Origin of the sequence: Sphingorhabdus sp. Alg231-15, assembly GCF_900149705.1 — a bacterium.
Lineage (GTDB): Bacteria > Pseudomonadota > Alphaproteobacteria > Sphingomonadales > Sphingomonadaceae > Parasphingorhabdus.
Genome location: NZ_LT703001.1, coordinates 2,343,964 through 2,361,431 on the forward strand (window position 1 = coordinate 2,343,964; position 17,468 = coordinate 2,361,431).

Consider the following 17,468-nt stretch of genomic DNA (forward strand, 5'->3'; position numbering starts at 1 on the left):
ACTCAGTTAGTCACGCTTAGCTCGCGCTCCCAACGTGTGTCAGGCGTGGAATACCAACAATATTTTTTGGGTTCACTAGCGGCCATTTGCACCCATTTTTTCAGATTGTTCTGATCGGCCCGAATGCTTTGCCAGGATACAGTTTTTCTTTCGAACTCGGCGATAACCGTTCCATCCTGCAAGATAGCCTTTACGAGCCAATTTTCGCTTTCTTCCAGATGCAGTACCTGGTTGCCACGGATGCCATCGACATAGGCATCGGCTCGGGTTTGCTTACGCTTCACATGATCTTTGTTATAGTTGAGCTCCTGTTTGATCAGTTTCTCGTCGGCATAGTGAAACAGCCAAAGCGGTTGATTTGGCGCAAACGGGAGTTTGATATTGCCGCCGTAAATGTAGTTCAGTTGATAATTGCCTGCCGGCAGACCCTTCACCGGTTTGAAATGGAACTGAGTGGGGCGGTCAATAAAACGGAAGTTGGTTGATCGGATTTTACCATCCAATTCAACAATAGCAAAAATGGCCCCACGGAAATGGCCTACATTGGCATCTGACAGCGAATGATTACATTCCCAGTAGACCTCTTGTTGGCGATTGATGGAGCTATCATCAGGGGCCACAAGAAATAAGGCGAATAGGCTGATCACTTTTTCGCGATCTGTTCCGCCTCTGCCCATGTTGCATGGGTGCCGCTACTGATGCGGTGTGGCAAGATGATCGTACAGACCGGGCCAGCCGCGATGTCTTTGGCATCGACGATGATGCACTCGCTGCGATCCTGCGCCATGTCGGTGATGAAGCTGATAAGATAGCCATCATCTTCAGACTGCGCATTCTTGCGCGGAATAAACGGCGCTTCCGAACCAAAGCGGTCATCGCCGAAATAGTAGCGTTCCGCCGTACCGGTTTCCAGATCATGTTTGACCACACCGTTGAACAGGAACCAGCCAGGATGACCGGTGACGCTATAGACATAGCGATAGGGCTGCCCTACCACTTGCTGATTGAACATGCCGAACTCGACTGGATAGTCGTCAAACAGCGTCTCTTCCCGTGTCTCCCCGGTTTTCAGATTGAACCGCCAGCGGTGCAGCTCGGGCTGAAAACTATGCAGGTCAATACTCGCACCCATGCTTTCATAGCCGGACGGAAAATCAGTTAACGGCTTGGGCACCGGCTGGTTCTGGAAATAGCCGTCGAGCACCAGCTCGTCGCCGTCTTCAAAGGCATTGGCCCAGTGCAGCACATAAGTTGGCTTGGCCTCGAACCATTTTATATCTTCCGGTTGTCCCATGCGCGGGATCACCCCGAACCGGGTCGGCTCGTCGGGATGATAAGAAGGGACATAGAGATTTTGCTCGATCAACTCCGGTTTCCAATAGAGCGGACAGTCGTTGAAAATCGCATAATTTTCACTGAATGCCATATCATGCGGCAGCCGCGCGCCCGGCAACTCGACAGGAATGAAATGCTTCAGCTGATCGTCCGGCCCGACCACGCCATAATGGAGATAGGGCGCTTTGGTACTATAGTTGAAGAATAGCAGCTCGCCGGTATTCTCATCCACTTTGGGGTGAGCAGAGACGCCATCTTCCGGAACCCAGTCTGCCGTGCCCAGCGTTTCGAGTGTTTCCGGGTCGAGCTGATAGCCATCGCCGCACTGATAGAAGGTGGAGAGAATCTTTCCAGCATGAACAACGACGTCGGTCGAGCTGCTATCTTTCACGCTACCATGCGCCCCCCAGCCCGGTCGTTTGGAATCGCTTGGTCTGCCCATGATTCCAACCCATAGCGGCCCGCCTTCGGCTTGCTCCGCCTCAAAACCTTCGGTGCGGACAAAGCGGTTGCGATAGCTGGCCTTGCCATCCCTGATCCGCAGGGTGTGGATCATGCCATCGCCGTCAAAGGGATGATAGCGGCCAATGCTGTCATGCACCGGATTTTCGGTGTTGCGGACATATATGCCGTCTATATCTGCCGGGATTGTCCCGATGATTTCAAGCTGGTCGGTTTCCAGCTCTTCAAATACCGGTGTCCAAGCGCCATTGCGATAGGGATGGTCATTTGCCCGCAATGTGGTTTTGATCTGGCTCACCGCTTTGTTCATCAGTCCCTCAAGAGTTCATTGATCCCGGTCTTGGAACGCGTCTTGGCATCGACCGTCTTGACGATGACCGCGCAATAGAGCGATGGGCCGGGGACGCCATCAATATTAGCCTTGGGCGGTGTCGCGCCAGGTACAACCACAGCATAAGGCGGCACCTTACCAATGTGAACCTTGCCTGTTACCCGGTCAATTATCTTGGTCGATGCACCGAGATAAACACCCATGGAGAGCACCGCGCCCTCACCCACATGCACGCCTTCGGCCACTTCGCTGCGCGCACCGATAAAGGCGCCATCCTCGATGATCACCGGGCCAGCTTGCAAAGGTTCCAGCACGCCGCCAATGCCAGCTCCGCCGGAGATATGGACATTCTTGCCAATTTGCGCGCAGCTGCCCACCGTTGCCCATGTGTCGATCATCGTGCCCTCATCGACAAAGGCACCAATGTTGACGAAGCTCGGCATCAGCACAGTGTTTCGGCCGATATGTGAACCGTGGCGGACTACCGCTCCTGGCACGGCGCGAAATCCGGCTTCGCGGAAGCGATTCTCGCCCCAATCGGCAAATTTGCTGGGCACCTTGTCCCAGTGGTTTGCGCCGCCGGGGCCTTCGATGATCTGATTGTCATTGAGGCGAAAGGACAGCAACACCGCTTTTTTCAGCCATTGGTTGACGACCCATGCATCGCCCTGTTTCTCGGCTACACGGGCGGTACCATTGTCGAGGCTGGCGAGCGCGGCATCGACCGCATCGCGCTCGGGGCCCTGGCTGGTAATGCTCAGCGATTCACGCTTTTCCCAGGCATTTTCGATGGCGTTCATCAGTTCAGTCGTCATAGCAATGCTTTATCCTTGTCCTAGTGCAGGCCGGTGACCCAGCTTTCCAAGTCTGTAATTTCATGGTCGATATAGTCCGGAGCATGATCGCGCGCGCCCCATTCCGAACCGGTATTGACCCAGATGGTGGTCATGCCCAAATCTTTCGCCGGACGCAAATTGCGCGCCATATCTTCGACAAATAAAGAGCGTTTCGGATCAACGCCGGTGCTGTTGATCAGGCTGTCATAAGCGGCTCTTTCCGGTTTCGGTACCAGGTCGGTAGCCAGAACGTCGTGAATCTGGTCAAACAGGCCACCAAGACCACGATTGTCCAACACCCGCTCAGCATAAGGCCGGTCGCCATTGGTGAAGACCAGTTTCTCGCCGGGCAGGGCGGCAATGGCGCGGTGCAATTTTGGAGCGTGGGACAGGCGGCTCATGTCGATATCATGAACATAGTCGAGGAAGTCCTGTGGGTCGGTGCCATGATGATGCATCAGTCCGGCCAGCGTCGTGCCATGATCATGGAAATAATTTTTCTGCACTTTGCGCGCCTCGACAGGATCGCAGTCGAGAGCTCGGGCAATATATTCACCCATCTTGATGTCGATGAGGGAGAAGAGGTCGCATTCGGCCGGATAAAGCACATTATCCAGATCGAATATCCAGTGATCGACATGAGAAAATTCCGGTGGCATGATCGAAGCGCCTAATCACTCCGCCGCGTTCGGGCAAGCACTGATCGATGTTAAGCTGTCGGTAAGGGCAGAGTGCTTATACATTGGCGTGTAATCGGGGAAGTGCGTAACATGGCGAAATATCGGTTGGGTCGCGGCTATTTTTTGGGAACAGCATTATTGCCGCTGGTTCTGCTCTCAGCTTGTGGTGGCGGCGGCTCACGTACGACCTCAACACCGACGCCGCCCGCCGCTCCGACCCCTACTCCGACACCCACACCTGCACCAACGCCAACTCCAACTCCGACATCCTTTGATACGGCGGAATTTCGTCGCTCCGATGGTCCTTCGCAGCATGGCGCGATTGACGCCTATGATGCTGGCGCGACGGGAGACGGGATCATCATTGGTGTGATCGACAGCGGGATTAATCCCAACAGCGCGGAATTTACCGGTCGTATCCATCCCGATAGCCAGGATTTTGCTGGCAGCCGCGGAATTGGCGATGAAGGCGGTCATGGTTCTGCTGTCGCATCGGTAGCGGCGGCGGGCAAAAACGATGTCGATGTCCATGGAATTGCGTTTGACAGCGATATTCTGGTCCTGCGCACGGATAGTCCCGGCACCTGTGCCATGGATGACCCCGATGATCCTGATGATGACGGGTGCAGCCATGCCGGTGGTGCTATTGCCGCGGCGCTCAATCAGGCAAGGGCCAGTGGTGCGCGGGTGGTGAATATCTCGCTCGGCGGTCCGGATATATCCAACACTGTACGCAACGCCATTTCCAATGCGGCTGCCGCTGGTGTGGTGGTAGTTGTCTCCGCTGGCAATGACGGCGCGGCGACGCCAGACGGATTTGCTGCTGGCATAGCCGATAGTGGCAGCGGCCATGTGATCATTGCAGGGTCGGTTGGCGCGAGTGAGAATATCTCGTCGTTCAGCAACCGTGCCGGTGCGCAGTCCGCCAATTTCCTAACCGCGTTGGGCGAACGTGTGCAGGCGGACGACAATGCCGGAACCGCGTTTCTGTGGAGCGGTACATCCTTCTCTGCCCCGCAAGTTTCCGGAGCCGTTGCCTTGCTCGCGCAAGCTTTCCCCAATCTAACCGGCGCGCAGATTGTCGATCTGTTGCTGACCAGCGCGCGCGATGCCGGCGCTGCCGGGACTGATGCAATTTATGGCCGCGGCGTCCTCGATATTGCGGCTGCCTTTCAACCCCAGGGTCAGACCGCATTGGCGGGCAGCAAGATTGCCGTTGATCTCACCGATTCCAGTGGTCAGACATCAACCGCCATGGGCGACGCGGCGCTACAGGGACAGAATGTCGGCGCGGTGATATTGGACGGTTTTGACCGGGCGTTTGCGTTGAACCTGGCGCATGATTTGAAAGTTGCTGTACCGGAATATAAGCTCACTGGCGCTTTGCGCGGTGATCGCCGCAATATGACCGCATCCAGCGCTGGTGTTCAGATTGCCGTGAATATTGCAAGCACGCCTGTCGGAATTGTCGGTCGCGATAATCTCACGCTATCGGACAGTAACGCCCGTAAAGCGCGGATGCTGGCAGCGTCCGTGATGACGCAGGTGTCGCCAAACACAAAAGTAGCGTTCGGATTCCGGCGCAGTTCCAGCGGTCTGGTTGCACAGATGCAGGGCGCCCATGCGCCTGCCTTTCTCGTGGCACCAACACCGACCAGCGAGCGCGGCTTTACCGGGCAGGCAAAAAGCGCTCTCGTGTTGCGCCGAGAAATTGCTGGATTCGGGCTGACCGCAAGCGCGGAAAGTGGAAGCGCTCGGCTGGATTCGGATGAAAACCGATTGGATGAGCTGACCGGAACGGATCGCGAGCGTTATCGGTTTAGCGGCTTCGGTTTGGCGATTGATCGCAAAATCGGTGCCGCATCGCTCAGCATTGCGACCAATTGGCTCGGCGAAGACAGAACAATTTTAGGCTCGCGATTTGTTGATACAATCGGCGCGCGAGGTGCGCAAAGCTGGTTTGTTGATGGCCGCGCGGCTTATGACATCGGCAATGGCTGGCGCGCTGGTGCAAGCTGGCGTCAGGGCTGGACCCAAATTGACAGCGCCAGCCTGGTCACCGGTGGAACGCTCAAGACTTCGAGCTTTGCAGCTGATGTGAGCAAGGCCGGTCTGTTCACCACGTCCGACCAGATTGCCTTCCGCTTTGCCCAACCTCTCCGCGTTTCATCAGGTGGATTGAACCTCAATCTTCCGGTGGGTTACAGCTATGAAACCCTGCAGACCGAATTTGGCCAGAGGACTCTCAATCTCGCCCCGCAAGGCAGAGAACTGGTGAGCGAGCTCGCCTATGCCACACCGCTTTGGGGCGGCTATTTAAATACGAACCTGTTCTGGCGGCAAGAGCCAGGGCATTTTGAAGCGCTCAACGATGACTTCGGCGCTGCGGTGCGGTTTCAATTGAAGTTTTGAGGGGATTCTTTTTCTACCTCAGACGCCGGGCGCGGGCATCCGCCCGCTTGGCTTTCCTCGCATAAGCTCGGGCGCGCGGTCGCGCTTGCCGCCGCTTCGCGTCGGATCAGCGCAACCTTGCTAGTTTCATCTTACGACGCACTTTAGTGAGCATCGTCCGAGCGCAGCGAGGAAAGGGCGACTGGCCGCGGCGCCTTATGGCGCGATAGCCAAGCGGGCGGATGCCCGCGCCCGGCGCTTGAGGTTGAATAAATTACGCCCGCGCGCCGGTTTCCTGTTCCACGCTGGCGCTATTGTGGCGCAGTGCTTTTAGCACTGTATCGACAATACCATCGGCATCCAGTCCGGCATCGGCATATTGAACGTCGGGCTTGTCCTGATCCTGAAACACATCCGGCAAGCGCATGGTGCGGATTTTGAGACCCGCGTCGGTCAGGCCCGTGTCGGATGCCAGGGTCAAGACATGCGCGCCGAGGCCGCCAACAGCGGCTTCTTCAACAGTTACCGCAACTTCATGGGTGGTCAGCAATTTGCGGATCAAGTCTTCATCCAACGGTTTGGCAAAGCGCAGATCGGCCACGGTCGTGCTGAGCCCCTTGGCGTCAAGACGATCGGCAGCTTTCAGAGCCTCGCCAAGGCGCGCGCCTAAGGACAGGATGGCAACCTTGCTGCCTTCGCGTACGATACGGCCCTTGCCGATTTCAAGCTTTTCGAGCTTTTCCGGGATCTCGACGCCAGTGCCATTACCGCGCGGATAACGGAATGCAATCGGACCCTCGTCATATTCTACAGCGGTATAAGTCATGTGGGCGAGCTCGGCTTCATCCGATGCCGCCATCACCACCATATTGGGCAAGGTCGCGAGATAGGTAATGTCAAAGCTGCCTGCGTGGGTGCTGCCATCCGCACCAACTAGGCCGGCGCGGTCAATCGCAAAGCGAACCGGCAGATTCTGGATTGCGACGTCATGCACGACCTGATCATAGGCGCGCTGTAGGAAGGTCGAATAGATAGCTGCAAAAGGCCGCATACCTTGCGCGGCTAAACCGGCTGCGAAAGTCACACCATGCTGTTCGGCAATGCCAACGTCAAAAGCGCGGTCGGGATGAGCCTGTGCAAACTTGTCCACGCCAGTGCCCGATGGCATCGCCGCAGTAATGGCGCAGATGCGTGGGTCTTTATCTGCGAGCTTGGCCAGGGTTTCGCCAAAGACATTCTGATAGGCTGGCGGTCCGCCACCAGGGCCCTTGTCCTGCTTGCCGGAGACCACATCAAATTTCGCAACACCGTGATATTTGTCTGCCGCTTCTTCGGCAGGACCATAGCCTTTGCCTTTTTGCGTAACGCAATGGATCAGGACCGGTCCTTCTGCGTTGTCGCGCACATTTTCCAGCACGGGGATTAGCTGGTCCATATCATGACCATCAATTGGGCCGACATAATAGAAGCCCAATTCTTCAAATAACGTGCCGCCCATCGCCATCCCGCGCGCATATTCTTCGGCTTTTTCTGTTGCGCCATGCAGGCGGCGGGACAGTTTCGCGGTTAGCTTGCTGGCAAATTTGCGGATGCCGAGATATTCGCTGGAGGAAACCAGCCGCGCGAGATAACCGGAGAGCCCCCCAACAGGCGGCGCAATCGACATGTCATTATCGTTGAGAATGACCACCAGTCGGTTGCCAGCCGCTTGCGCATTATTCATCGCTTCATAGGCCATGCCAGCGCTCATCGCGCCGTCGCCAATCACGGCAATGCCGCGGCCCGGTTTGCCCGTCATTTTATTGGCAACTGCAAAACCCAGAGCAGCGCTGATCGAGGTCGAACTATGCGCAGCGCCAAACGGATCATATTCACTTTCGCTGCGCTTGGTGAAGCCGGACAATCCGCCACCTTGACGCAAGGTGCGGATGCGGTCGCGGCGCCCGGTGATGATTTTATGTGGATAGCATTGATGTCCGACATCCCAGATCAGGCGATCTTCGGGTGTGTTGAATACATAATGGATGGCAGCGGTTAGCTCGACCACACCCAGTCCGGCCCCCAGATGACCGCCAGTGACCGAGACTGTGTCAATGACTTCAGCACGCAGTTCATCGGCGAATTGCCGTAGCTGCTCGGGTTTCAATTTCCTCAGATCCGCTGGTAATGATATCATATCCAGAAGCGGTGTTTTTGGACCTGGCATATTTACTCCCTGTTTCGACCCAATGTTAGCGAGTTTGGCCGATAATGTCGAACTTTCAGCAGAAAGCCCCTGAACATTTGCTGACGATAAATTTGTGGATGGCTCTATTTGCGGTCGTCAAAGACCGCCTTTAGCTACATTTCTGGCAAATGCCACGCACTTCGATCACCGGACGGATCGAGCTAAATCCCTGCTCCTGTGCGACACCGCGTACTTTTGCCGACAGGGCGTCATCGTCAATATGAGTAGCTTCTCCGCAAGTGTCGCAGACGAGAAACATGCAGTCATGCTCGCATCCCGGATGACTGTTGGCGAGATAGGCATTGGCGCTTTCCACTCGCATGGCGAGGTTTTTGGCCACGAAAAGGTCAAGAATCCGATAGACGCTATTGGGAGCGACGCGTTTTCCGCGGGCAGCCGATACCAGCTCGGCTATGTCATAGGCTGAGGCTGGGCGCGAAAAACCAGCAAGCGCTTCAAATATCGCTGCCCGTGTCTCGGTCCATTTTTCGCCAGCCGCCTCCAGATTATGGCGCGCGGCGTCGGCGAGAGACTCGCCATGATGCTCGTGATGATCATGTTTTCCCATAGCTGTGATTTAGGGATTTTTGGGTTCGGGGGCAAGAGCGGGTGTGAGCTGCACTTGATTTGGAACTTAGATTGTGCGCGGGGATTTCTTTTTTTCAACCTCAAGCGCCGGGCGCGGGCGTCCGCCCGCTTGGCTTTCCTCGCATAAGCTCGGGCGCGCAGTCGCGCTTGCCTCCGCTTCGCGTCGGTTCAGCGCGACTTCAAAAGCATAGTCTTACAAAACACCCTAGAGACCATCGTCCGAGCGCAGCAAGGCAAGGCCGACCGGCCGCCGCGCCTTATGGCGCGTAGCCAAGGCGACGGATGTCGCCGCCCGGCGCCTGAGGTCCAATAAAAACTCCCCGCGCCCGGCGCTTGAGGTTTAATGAATCGCCTGAGGTTTAATGAATCAATGCGTTGCGCGGTAGTTCAGGTCGTGGCCTAGCGCCAAAACTCCGACACCTACCATGGTGAACAGGATTTCTCCGCCGCCATGATCGCCTTGATGCCCAATGGTGATAGCGCCAGCCATGATACCGAGACCCAGGCCGCCAATTGCAGCTGGCATGATATAGCCATGGTCCAAAACGCCGCGGCCGAGGGTAAATAGGCCTAGTGCGATCGCTACGCCAATGCCGATTTCATGGACAATAGGGTCAAGCAGGGCACCTGCCGCAGACGATAACAAAGCGACAAACACCATCGTTGAAATGCAATGGACCAGGCACAAGCCAGAGACGAGCACCGCAATACGGTCCCACAATCCATCCTTGCCCATAAGGCCGTCTTTGTTCCAAAGGTTCGACGTCGTAAACACGACTCAGTTATCCATTACGTTGTTTGTTTGTTCAGATATAGGCGGCTAAGTGTTAAGATACAACATATCATTCTACAATATGTGTCAGTTTTTAACGTGCAATACTTGTCAGGCACAGGTTTTGGCATCACATAGCCAATCATGAGCAGTATTGCCCAGCCACTTCCGCCCCTAAACGGGGCAACGCGCAGCCGGCCAGTGGCCATTGCCAATTGGTTGCTGTCGGTCGCTTTTCTGGTCTTCATCATGGTTATTGTCGGCGGTATCACCCGGCTGACCGAATCGGGCCTGTCGATTACCGAGTGGAAGCCGATCATGGGCGCGATCCCGCCGCTGAATGAGGCCGACTGGCTGTCCGAATTTGAAAAATACAAACAGATACCCGAATATATCGAAATTAACGGGCCGGCTGGCATGACACTGGCGGATTTCAAATTCATCTATTTCTGGGAATGGGTGCACCGGTTGCTCGGCCGTGTCATTGGCCTCGCCTTTGCTTTGCCGTTCCTCTATTTTGCTATAAAACGCGCCATTCCGGCTGGCTATGGCTGGCGCTTGACCGGCTTGCTGTTGCTGGGTGGATTGCAGGGTTTTATCGGCTGGTGGATGGTCAGTTCGGGGCTTTCAGAGCGGACCGATGTCAGCCATTTCCGGCTTGCAACGCATTTGCTGATGGCATTGTTCATTCTCGCCTGTCTGGTCTGGACCGCGCTGGATCTTCGGGGTCTGGCCAACAGGAGCACAAAACCGGCGCGTATGACCGGCTTCGGACTGTTGGTTGCGATTGTGCTGTTCTTGCAGCTGCTCTTCGGTGCTTATGTGGCGGGCCTCAATGCAGGCTATGTTTCCAACACATGGCCGTTGATGAATGACTATTTTGTGCCAGAAGGCATCGACTTTACCTTTGGCGCATGGGCGGCGATCAACAATGATCCTTATCTCACCCACTTCATCCATCGTTGGTGGGCGTGGGTCACGGTCGGCGTTCTGATGGTGCTGGCGCGCAAGGTTCGGGGCCAATCCCGCATGGCATCCATCGCTATTCACAGCGCATTCGGCACGCAGATATTGCTCGGTATCGCAACCGTGATGACCGGCATGGACATCAGCTTGGCGGTCTTGCATCAGGCTGTCGGCGCTCTGGTTGTCGCCGCCACTGCCTGGGGTGTCCATATATTGGGGCGTGAAAAGCCCGTTGCTGTGAAGGCATGAGTGACAAACCGGCCCTCATTTACACCACATTCGGATCAAGTGCAGAAGCCAAACGGCTTGCCAGAACATTGATCGAAGAAAAACTGATAGCCTGCGCCAATCATCTGGCACCGGCAGTTTCGCAATATGTCTGGGAGGACGAGCTTTGCGAAGATGAGGAATATCCGGTGTTGTTGAAGACCATGGGATCGCAGGCCGCAGCAGCGATGGCGCGGCTCAAAACCCTCCATAGCTATGATACGCCAGCGATATTATGCTGGTTCGTTAATGAAAGCGATCCGGACTATGCAAAATGGCTTTCGAACGAGGTCGCCGAATAGCCACGGTATTATTATACCCGTCAGCAAAGCCGCAGTTTTGCTTGACTTGACGCGGAAACATGGTCATTAGCGCCGCATCGGCCGGGCTTTGCGCTCGGCTTTTATCATTTTGATTCGTCGCTCTCCTGAAAAGAGGGCTCCCAAAGGAGTAAAACCCATGAAGGGTATCACCAAACAGACGCAGTCGGTCAAACCCGCAGACGTCGAGAAGAAATGGCATATAATTGATGCCGAAAATCTGGTTGTCGGCCGCGTTGCCACGATCATTGCCAACATCCTGCGCGGCAAGCACAAACCAAGCTACACCCCGCATGTGGATTGCGGCGATCATGTCATCGTGATCAATGCTGGCAAGGTGAAGTTCACCGGCAACAAGACCAAGAACAAGATCTATTACAAGCACACCGGCTATCCCGGCGGCTTGAAAGAGCGCACAGCGGAAAAGGTCCTCGAAGGCCAGTTCCCCGAGCGCGTCCTGGAAAAAGCGGTTGAGCGCATGATTCCAAAAGGTCCACTTGGCTTTGCGCAGATGCGTAACCTGCACCTCTTCAATGGCACCGAGCATCCTTATGCTGGCCAAGACCCACAGCCGCTCGACGTGGCTTCCATGAACCGCAAGAACAAGGTGAGCGCATAATGTCTGACGTAAAAACCGATCTCGCTGATCTTAAAGAAATTGCCGGCGACGCCGTAACCGAAGCGCCTGCTGCTGAAGGCGGCGCAACCGAAACCGCTGAGCCCCCCGTATCAACCATGCCACTGCGCGAGCAAGAGCTGGATCAATATGGTCGTGCCTATGCTACCGGTCGCCGTAAAGATGCGGTTGCCCGCGTCTGGCTCAAGCCCGGCAAAGGTAAGATCACGGTCAACGGCCGCGATCAGGAAACCTATTTCGCGCGTCCAACCCTGCGCTTGGTTCTCAACCAGGTATTCGCGATTACCGAGCGTGAAGGTCAGTATGACGTTGACGTCACGGTCAAGGGCGGCGGACTTTCCGGTCAGGCCGGCGCTGTGAAACATGGTATTTCACAGGCCCTGACGAAATATGAGCCAGCCTTGCGTTCCACGGTCAAAGCGGCAGGCTTCCTGACCCGCGACAGCCGTAAGGTTGAGCGTAAGAAATATGGTAAAGCGAAAGCGCGTAAGAGCTTCCAGTTCTCCAAACGCTAAACCGCGATACCTATTCAAGTTTCGAAAGAGGCGGCCTGCGGGTCGCCTTTTTTATTGGGTGGAGCATGCGGGCCATATGGCGGACGCTGACAGGCCAGTCTTCGATAGGCCAGTCTTCGACAGGCTAGTCTTCTGTCCTGACGGGCTTCGCTTCGCGGATGAAAATCTGTTCGATTGTCAAACCAAAGGCATCAGCAATATCGAAAGCCAGCGGCAGCGACGGGTCGAACCGGCCATTTTCTATCGAATTGATGGAGTTGCGCGAGACACCAACGCGCGTGGCCAACTCTGCCTGGCTCCAGCCCTGTTCGGCGCGCAACACTCTGATCTTGTTGTTCATGATGCGTTACGAACTCGGCCGCGACATCCGCGATCGCCACACGGCATTGAGCAACATCGTGCATGCGGACTGTGCGAGTACCGTGATCATGAAGCCAAAAGTAAAGATCATCAACACGAGCGTCCGGTCCGGCTCTTGACCTTCCGAAAAGGCCATGGACAGATTGAACAGCAAGTCATGTACCGGAGGCAAAGCCAGGAGCAGAGCGACCAATCCGGCGCCGGTCAGCCAGCCCCATTGATTCGAAAATCGCACTGCTGTGCGGTGCCATTCATCAAGCTCGCGATCCTTGAAAATCGCTACGACCATGCTGCCAACCACCGTGATTGTCGCGGCAATTCCAGCGCAGAGATAAACCACGGCATCTGGCTGTTGCCGCAGCCATGGTATCGCCAGAAGAAATGAAATGGGCGCGACCAGAACGAGTATGCCTACCCATGTATAAGGGCTTCGGATCTTGGAGAGGGAGAATGACATATTGTTTCCTTCGGAACGCAACGAGCAGTTTCATGAAGAAGCACTCGGTGGCTGATTTGCAAAGTGTATTTGTTTTTATGACAAGTGTATTTGTCATAATTATTCTCAAATGACAAGTGTGCTTTGCAAATAATATGTCAACAACACACGAAAAACGGGTTTTATGCGTTTGATGAGACTGATGCTGAACGACGCGATAGCAGCAAAAGGGGCAGCAAAGGGCCCTTATTTGTGGCAGACTGTTCCTTGTATTGGTTGGCGTCCGCTTTGGGCGCAAAAGCGGTCATCTAGTTCTACAATACACTGCTCAGTAACGGCTTTTCGTTCAGAAAATTTTCTATGTTATCTTGCACCAGTTGGGCCTGAGCAAACAGTGTTTCATATGTGGACCCACCTTGGTGGGGAGACAGAATCACATTGGGAACGTCTTTCCATCGTGAGCTGTTTGTTGGTTCGGGATCGAACACATCAAGACCTGCCCCGCCTATCGATCCCGATTTCAAAGCGGCGATCAATGCTGGTTCGTCGACCACACTGCCCCTTGAGACGTTGACGAGCATGCCATCGGAACCAAGCTGATTCAAAATTTCCTGATCGATCAAATGGTAGGTTGATTGATCCGGCCTGCAGCAGACAATCAGGCTGCGGCATTGTTCAGCGAGCTCGCCAAGAGAATCAACGTAAGGAAATGTGATTTCAGGTTTCGGCCTTGGTCCCCACCATTTTATGTCGACACCAAAGGGTTCAAGACGTTTGACAACCTCCATACCTATTGAACCTAACCCAACTATGCCGACTGGCATGCCGCGCAGCGAGTGACGAAGTGGACCCGCTTTGGTTACCCAACTGTCCGACATAATATAGTCATGGTTCAGAGGAATTTTCAAAAGCAGTGAGGTCATCATCGTAACGGCGACATCCGCAACATCGCCCGAATTCATCCCCGGAGCGTTGGTGACAGCAATCTTTCGCGCTTTGCATATATCGAGATCAATATTGCTGAATCCCGCAGAAATCGAAGCGATCATCTTGAGGTTCGGAAAGCAGTCAAGCATCTCTTTATCGAGTTTTTCAATGCTCGCCGACAGTAGGATTTCTACTCCATCCCCCTTTTCTGCAATGGTCTGATCCACATCTGCGCCGATGCCGATAAATTCCCAGTGATCAGGCTTGTTCGGGAAAAGCGTATGCATATCGGGATGCATTGCCAGAATTTTGGCGGAGTTTTTCACTGTGGCTTTATCCTATACTTCAGGTTTCTTGCGTTGAAAATGGGTAGAGGGACAATGGCCTAAATGCTGAGATCGAATATGTTGTAGTCTTTCAGACTGGCCTTCGCCTTAGGGCTCCAGACATATTTATCGCCCGATTCTGCAAATGGCTTATAATCATAAGGCTGTTCGCCGGGATATTTTTTCCGCCGCGCATCAATGGCATATCCAATGACCTTTGATCGCTCCTTGATCACATCCTGATCATAGACAGCAACGGGACAGTGAATGCCAGCGCCTTCCACATCCAGAACAGATGAGCGTTTGTGAAACCCGAAATTGACCGTCAGGCGAGGTTCAAAGCCGGTATTTGCGAAGGAACCATGAACCAGTTGTCTGTTGCATATGATGGCATCGCCGGGCGCGCAAACAATTGGAACAGCGTCCTTCAGCCGTTCGCTACCCGATTCAGCAACCATTTTCTTGATGTCCATCTTTCCGAGTTTGTGGGTGCCCGGCACAACCCAGACGCCATTGACCGGTGTGCTCCCATATAGCTGAACCATGAAGTTGAAGCCGTGGACATTTTCGTCAAAGTCCGGGTGATCCCAATAAGTATCACCGTCCTGATGCCAGGAAACCGCTGCACCAACGCCAGCATCCTTGATGAACAGGGATTCGTTAAACGGCGTAAAATCTTCTCCGTTCACACAAGCCGCTACTTTGAGAAGTTCCGGATGGCCATAAGTGCGCAATGCAGCATCGGAAAACCGAAGGGAACCCAAAAGAATGAAGGGTGTAGCTTCAGGTGCATCGTCAGCTGCATCAAGTTCCTTCAGTTTGACCTGATGGCGGCCATTGGCAAGTTCGCTGCCACCGAGAGGATCGCTGAGAGGCTTGCTCCAGTTCAGACCTGGCGCCTTACTGTCAATCCCGATAGCAGGGCGCCCTTTTGAATCGACCTCCGAACCCGGATGTGTTGGAAAGCGGCTGCGCATGTCAGCGATATCTTCCTCGATATCCGCTAGCTCTTGCGTCCCGATCACGTCTTCGAAAACATAAAAGCCATATTTGGAGTAGGCATCGATGATATCCTGATGCAGCGAGCCATCATCATTGAATCGGATAGAGCCGCGGTTCGGCAGATCAAGTGCTGCCTCCAATCCCCCATACATATAGCTTTTCACTGCAGGGGCCTCATCACCGTAGTAAGAAGCGCAGGCTTCAATGGACTTGCTGAAATCGAAACGGGACATCGCCTCATTCTCCATATTTTTAACAGTGTTTAAATATTTAACAACGTTAAAATCTTGAGTCAAGATCGAATTGAACTTATAGACCCATTATGAAAACCAACACGCTTAAAGAAAAACCTTCGGTTCGCGTCACAAACAAGCAGAAGCGAAAGGAACGCATACTTTCAGCCGCACGGCAAACCATCGCAAAAAACGGGTTCGATGCTCTAAAACTACGCGATCTGGCAATCAGCGCCGAGCTGACCGTTCCAACCATTTACAATCTGATCGGCGGGAAGTCCGATATTCTGGAGCTTGTGATCGGCGACTTGATGAAACAGATTGAGGCAACGCAGGCGAACGTCGATATTGACGATGTTGAAAAAGCATTTGAAGTGCAAATCGAAAATCTGGCTACACTATTCGGGAGTGATGAGGATTATTATCGGGCGGCATTCATAGCTGGTGACCGCAGCGGTTTGTTTGAACATAGCAACCAGACAGGAATATATGCAAAGTCTATTGCCCTGCCGATTGCTGTTTGTCGAAAGGCAAAAGAGGTCGGATTGTTGCTTGGGAATATTTCTTCAGAGCAACTGGGAGAACATATCTATGGAAGCTACCGGCTAGCTCGTCAGGATTGGTCGAACGGATATTTTGATTTGGCCCAGTTTCGCAAACAGTCATTGACTGGTGTTTACCTATGCCTTGCCGCCGATGCGGCAACCGACTTTCGAAAGAGATTATCCCGAAAAATTTCAGCGTTGCAATAATGCAATCCTCTATATGCCCGTGATAGTCAGGAAAAAATGGAATTGACGGAACTTTCTAATGTCCGCCTTCGGGACAAACCGGTCGCCCATTGCTTTCCTACAGTCTCTCTTATGGGCTATGTTCAAGGTTGCTCTTTGACATTGGAGAATATGCGATGGTGTTACGGCTTGGAGGGGTTGCTTGTGAAAGGTCACACTCACCGGAGCCGAATCTGCTGTTAGTGGATTGAGATTAAACGGTTTCTAATCATCAAAACTGAAAACAAAACTGTCTTTGGATGTAAACACCCAGCGCGGGGTTAACTTCCACTTTCGGGGTTTAACGATCCCTCAAGGCGTCCCGGCAATCCTTATACATTGCCCCGTCACCCACTCCGAAGCCGGCGCGCAGAGATAAAGCGTTAGCGCACCGATATCCTGCGGTGTGCCCAATCGTCCAGAAGGCAGACCCAGCGTGTCTTCGAAACCGATAAAATCCTCGTCCTTCATGTTCAGCGCTTTCTTGACCGTTTCGGTCGGGACAAAGCCGGGCAGGATTGCGTTTACGCGCGTCTTCGGACCGAGTTCATGGGCGAGGGTTTTGGTCAGCATCAGCACGCCCGCCTTGGCCGCGCTATAATGGCCGCTGCCGGGGAAGGGATCCTGGCCAGCCATTGAGCTGGTGTTGACGATCCGGCTACCTTCGCCAAAATGCTTACAGGCCGCTCGCACACCGTGGAAGACCGAGGTCAGGTTGACCGCCATGGTCTGGTCCCATTCCGCCTCCGGCAACTCGGTCAGCGGCGCGGAGACCAGCGATCCACCGGCATTGTTGACCCAGATGTCGAGCTTTCCAAATTCATCGACAGCGCGCTGGGCGAGCGCGTCCATCTGCTCGGCGCTGGTGACATCCGTGACCTGTGCAACCGCACGTCCGCCTGTATTGCTGGCGTTGATTTCATCAGCAACCGCCTGGATTTCATCGATGCTGCGCGAGGCGCACACCACATTGCAACCGGCATCGGCGAGCGTCTTTGCCATGCCTTCGCCAATGCCGCGACCGGCGCCAGTGATGACGGCGACTTCGCCGGTGAGATCGAAAAGAGGATTGGTCATGTCTGTTCCT

General features: G+C 54.4%; 18 protein-coding genes. 6 read left to right on the forward strand and 12 right to left on the reverse strand.

The window, feature by feature from the left end; translation table 11 throughout:
* Positions 1-2: 2 nt before the first annotated feature.
* From DG177_RS11590 to DG177_RS11605, 4 genes are read right to left on the reverse strand one after another with little or no spacing between them, the layout of a single operon-like run.
* On the reverse strand, positions 3-647 hold the full coding sequence (locus DG177_RS11590) for a hypothetical protein (RefSeq protein WP_337658764.1): 645 nt from the start codon (positions 645-647) through the stop codon (positions 3-5).
* The gene (locus DG177_RS11595) at positions 644-2,107 is read right to left on the reverse strand and encodes a carotenoid oxygenase family protein (RefSeq protein WP_108811621.1); all 1,464 of its coding nucleotides are present in this window, start codon (positions 2,105-2,107) and stop codon (positions 644-646) included. The genes DG177_RS11590 and DG177_RS11595 overlap by 4 nt, the downstream gene beginning before the upstream one ends.
* Positions 2,107-2,943, reverse strand: coding sequence for a 2,3,4,5-tetrahydropyridine-2,6-dicarboxylate N-succinyltransferase (dapD, locus tag DG177_RS11600; RefSeq protein ID WP_108811622.1), 837 nt, complete (start codon positions 2,941-2,943; stop codon positions 2,107-2,109). The genes DG177_RS11595 and dapD overlap by 1 nt, the downstream gene beginning before the upstream one ends.
* Positions 2,944-2,963: 20 nt before the next feature.
* A complete protein-coding gene (locus DG177_RS11605; protein WP_108811623.1) occupies positions 2,964-3,623 on the reverse strand; it encodes a pyrimidine 5'-nucleotidase in 660 nt (219 codons plus the stop codon).
* Between the two features lie 111 nt (positions 3,624-3,734).
* Here DG177_RS11605 and DG177_RS11610 point away from each other — a divergent pair, with 111 nt between their 5' ends.
* Positions 3,735-6,056 carry a S8 family serine peptidase gene (locus tag DG177_RS11610; RefSeq protein WP_108811624.1) on the forward strand — a complete coding sequence of 774 codons (2,322 nt, stop codon included), beginning with the start codon at positions 3,735-3,737 and terminating at the stop codon, positions 6,054-6,056.
* A 253-nt stretch (positions 6,057-6,309) separates the two neighbouring features.
* Here the strand turns inward: DG177_RS11610 and dxs are convergent, their stop codons facing one another.
* The 3 genes from dxs to DG177_RS11625 form a co-directional block, all read right to left on the reverse strand.
* Complete coding sequence (gene dxs, locus DG177_RS11615; RefSeq protein WP_108811625.1) at positions 6,310-8,241, reverse strand: 1-deoxy-D-xylulose-5-phosphate synthase; 1,932 nt, start codon at positions 8,239-8,241, stop codon at positions 6,310-6,312.
* A gap of 130 nt (positions 8,242-8,371) precedes the next feature.
* On the reverse strand, positions 8,372-8,830 hold the full coding sequence (locus DG177_RS11620; RefSeq protein ID WP_108811626.1) for a transcriptional repressor: 459 nt from the start codon (positions 8,828-8,830) through the stop codon (positions 8,372-8,374).
* A 387-nt stretch (positions 8,831-9,217) separates the two neighbouring features.
* Positions 9,218-9,625 (reverse strand): MerC domain-containing protein, encoded by a 408-nt coding sequence (locus DG177_RS11625; protein ID WP_337658765.1) that lies wholly within the window; start codon positions 9,623-9,625, stop codon positions 9,218-9,220.
* A 141-nt stretch (positions 9,626-9,766) separates the two neighbouring features.
* Here DG177_RS11625 and DG177_RS11630 point away from each other — a divergent pair, with 141 nt between their 5' ends.
* From DG177_RS11630 to rpsI, 4 genes are all read left to right on the forward strand, one after another.
* Positions 9,767-10,837, forward strand: a complete 1,071-nt coding sequence (locus tag DG177_RS11630; RefSeq protein ID WP_108811628.1) for a COX15/CtaA family protein — start codon at positions 9,767-9,769, stop codon at positions 10,835-10,837.
* Positions 10,834-11,157, forward strand: coding sequence for a divalent cation tolerance protein CutA (gene cutA / locus DG177_RS11635; RefSeq protein ID WP_108811629.1), 324 nt, complete (start codon positions 10,834-10,836; stop codon positions 11,155-11,157). Before DG177_RS11630 ends, cutA begins: the two co-directional genes overlap by 4 nt.
* A 157-nt stretch (positions 11,158-11,314) precedes the next feature.
* Positions 11,315-11,794, forward strand: a complete 480-nt coding sequence (rplM, locus tag DG177_RS11640; RefSeq protein WP_108811630.1) for a 50S ribosomal protein L13 — start codon at positions 11,315-11,317, stop codon at positions 11,792-11,794.
* Entirely contained in the window at positions 11,794-12,327 is a 534-nt protein-coding gene (gene rpsI, locus DG177_RS11645) for a 30S ribosomal protein S9 (protein ID WP_108811631.1), read from the forward strand. Before rplM ends, rpsI begins: the two co-directional genes overlap by 1 nt.
* A gap of 124 nt (positions 12,328-12,451) precedes the next feature.
* On the opposite strand, the gene DG177_RS11650 is transcribed toward rpsI, so the two are convergent.
* From DG177_RS11650 to DG177_RS11665, 4 genes are all read right to left on the reverse strand, one after another.
* On the reverse strand, positions 12,452-12,667 hold the full coding sequence (locus tag DG177_RS11650; RefSeq protein WP_108811632.1) for a helix-turn-helix domain-containing protein: 216 nt from the start codon (positions 12,665-12,667) through the stop codon (positions 12,452-12,454).
* A 6-nt stretch (positions 12,668-12,673) separates the two neighbouring features.
* Positions 12,674-13,144, reverse strand: a complete 471-nt coding sequence (locus DG177_RS11655) for a hypothetical protein (protein WP_108811633.1) — start codon at positions 13,142-13,144, stop codon at positions 12,674-12,676.
* 293 nt (positions 13,145-13,437) lie between these two features.
* Positions 13,438-14,376 (reverse strand): NAD(P)-dependent oxidoreductase, encoded by a 939-nt coding sequence (locus tag DG177_RS11660; protein WP_108811634.1) that lies wholly within the window; start codon positions 14,374-14,376, stop codon positions 13,438-13,440.
* A gap of 59 nt (positions 14,377-14,435) precedes the next feature.
* Positions 14,436-15,611 (reverse strand): phytanoyl-CoA dioxygenase family protein, encoded by a 1,176-nt coding sequence (locus DG177_RS11665; RefSeq protein WP_108811635.1) that lies wholly within the window; start codon positions 15,609-15,611, stop codon positions 14,436-14,438.
* An 89-nt stretch (positions 15,612-15,700) separates the two neighbouring features.
* Between DG177_RS11665 and DG177_RS11670 the strand changes: the two genes are divergently transcribed.
* A complete protein-coding gene (locus DG177_RS11670; protein WP_108811636.1) occupies positions 15,701-16,363 on the forward strand; it encodes a TetR family transcriptional regulator in 663 nt (220 codons plus the stop codon).
* A 330-nt stretch (positions 16,364-16,693) separates the two neighbouring features.
* Here DG177_RS11670 and DG177_RS11675 read toward each other — a convergent pair whose 3' ends face one another.
* The gene (locus DG177_RS11675; RefSeq protein WP_337658766.1) at positions 16,694-17,458 is read right to left on the reverse strand and encodes an SDR family NAD(P)-dependent oxidoreductase; all 765 of its coding nucleotides are present in this window, start codon (positions 17,456-17,458) and stop codon (positions 16,694-16,696) included.
* Positions 17,459-17,468 lie beyond the last annotated feature (10 nt).